At 57.3% G+C, this 1,268-nt stretch carries 2 protein-coding genes; both read right to left on the bottom strand.

Annotated features, from left to right (window positions below; genetic code table 11):
- A partial coding sequence (locus tag HNQ57_RS17665; RefSeq protein WP_184465257.1) for a tyrosine-type recombinase/integrase occupies positions 1–626 on the bottom strand: 626 nt, incomplete at its 3' end.
- Positions 623–1,268: tyrosine-type recombinase/integrase (locus tag HNQ57_RS17660; protein WP_184465256.1), on the bottom strand; the 646-nt coding region annotated here is incomplete at its 5' end. The genes HNQ57_RS17660 and HNQ57_RS17665, both read right to left, overlap by 4 nt.

Genomic DNA, 1,268 nt, shown 5'->3' with positions numbered 1-1,268 from the left:
CGAATCTCAGTTGCCGTTTCCTTCCATAGCGGCACGGTTCGTTGTTTGCGACCTTTGCCATGCAGGCGTACCGACGTGGTGGCTGCAAAGGTGACATCCGCCACTCGGATTCCAATCAGTTCGGAAACTCGTGCGCCGGTGTTGTAAAGCAAACCGAGCATGGCAGTGTCGCGGCGAGCACACCAGGTCGCCATACCTGGTGCGGCAAGCAATGCTTGAACCTCATGACGAGTAAGAAATTCAAGCATAGGCCGCTCGAAGCGTTTCATCGGGATCGCAAGAATCTGCTGTACGTGATGTAAGGCAGGCGGTGATTGTGAGGCCACGTAGTGAGCAAAGGCACGCAGTGCTGCCAACCGGGCATTGCGGGTACGTACTGCATTGTGTCGTTCGGCTTCGAGATGCGTAAGGAAGCCCAATACCAGAGTGGCGTCGACATCGCCCAGCGCCAGCCGGGTCGGTGGCTTGCCCGTCGTGCGTTCCGCATAGTTCAGTAAGAGCCTGAACGTATCGCGATAGGCGGCGACAGTTCGCGGGCTGACGTTCTGCTGCTGCAGCAGACGCTCGACAAAGAAACGCTGGAGCAACGCCGCGAATTCGGAGGGTACAGAAAGTAACGGGTTCATCGCGCACCGCCTTGGCTGTAGTCGTGGAAGCGCTCAGCGGCAATCGCCATCAGCTCAGGGATACCAGTGACATACCAATAGGTGTCGCTCACTTTGGCGTGGCCGACGTAGGTTGATAGCGCCAGTACGGCGCTATCAATATCGCCGCCCTCCTCGTAGCAGCGCAGCAACCGTCTCACAATAAACGTGTGCCGCAAGTCGTGCAGTCGGTGACGCTGATAGTCACCACGCGGTTGCCAGCCGAGGTGTTGGCAGAGCGTCTGCAAGGCATAAAGGATGCCGGGCTGATTGGCGCCGCTACCGTCATCACGCAGGAAGAACCTGTTACACCTTGGCTGCACCCGCTGATCTCGCTCCTGTGCGTAGGCGCGTAGTGCGTCGGTAGCACTTGGGTGCAGTGGGACAAGACGTTGCTGATGGAATTTAGCTTCACGGATATGCAAAATGCCACTATGGAGATCGACATCAGTCGTGGTCAGCATAAGTGCTTCAGAGATACGTAACCCAGTCGCAGCCAGCAATCCGAAAACACACTGGGAGGTCACCGGGCGTATCCCTTCTCTGGGCACCAATTGCTGTGTCGCCTTGAGCAGTGAGCACAGTTCGGTTTCTGTATAGATATGTGGAACGAGGCGCCGGTGG

Source organism: Zhongshania antarctica (assembly GCF_014202945.1).
Lineage (GTDB): Bacteria > Pseudomonadota > Gammaproteobacteria > Pseudomonadales > Spongiibacteraceae > Spongiibacter > Spongiibacter antarcticus.
The sequence above is the reverse complement of the archived record's forward strand: the minus strand, read 5'-3'. Positions and strand labels throughout refer to the sequence as shown.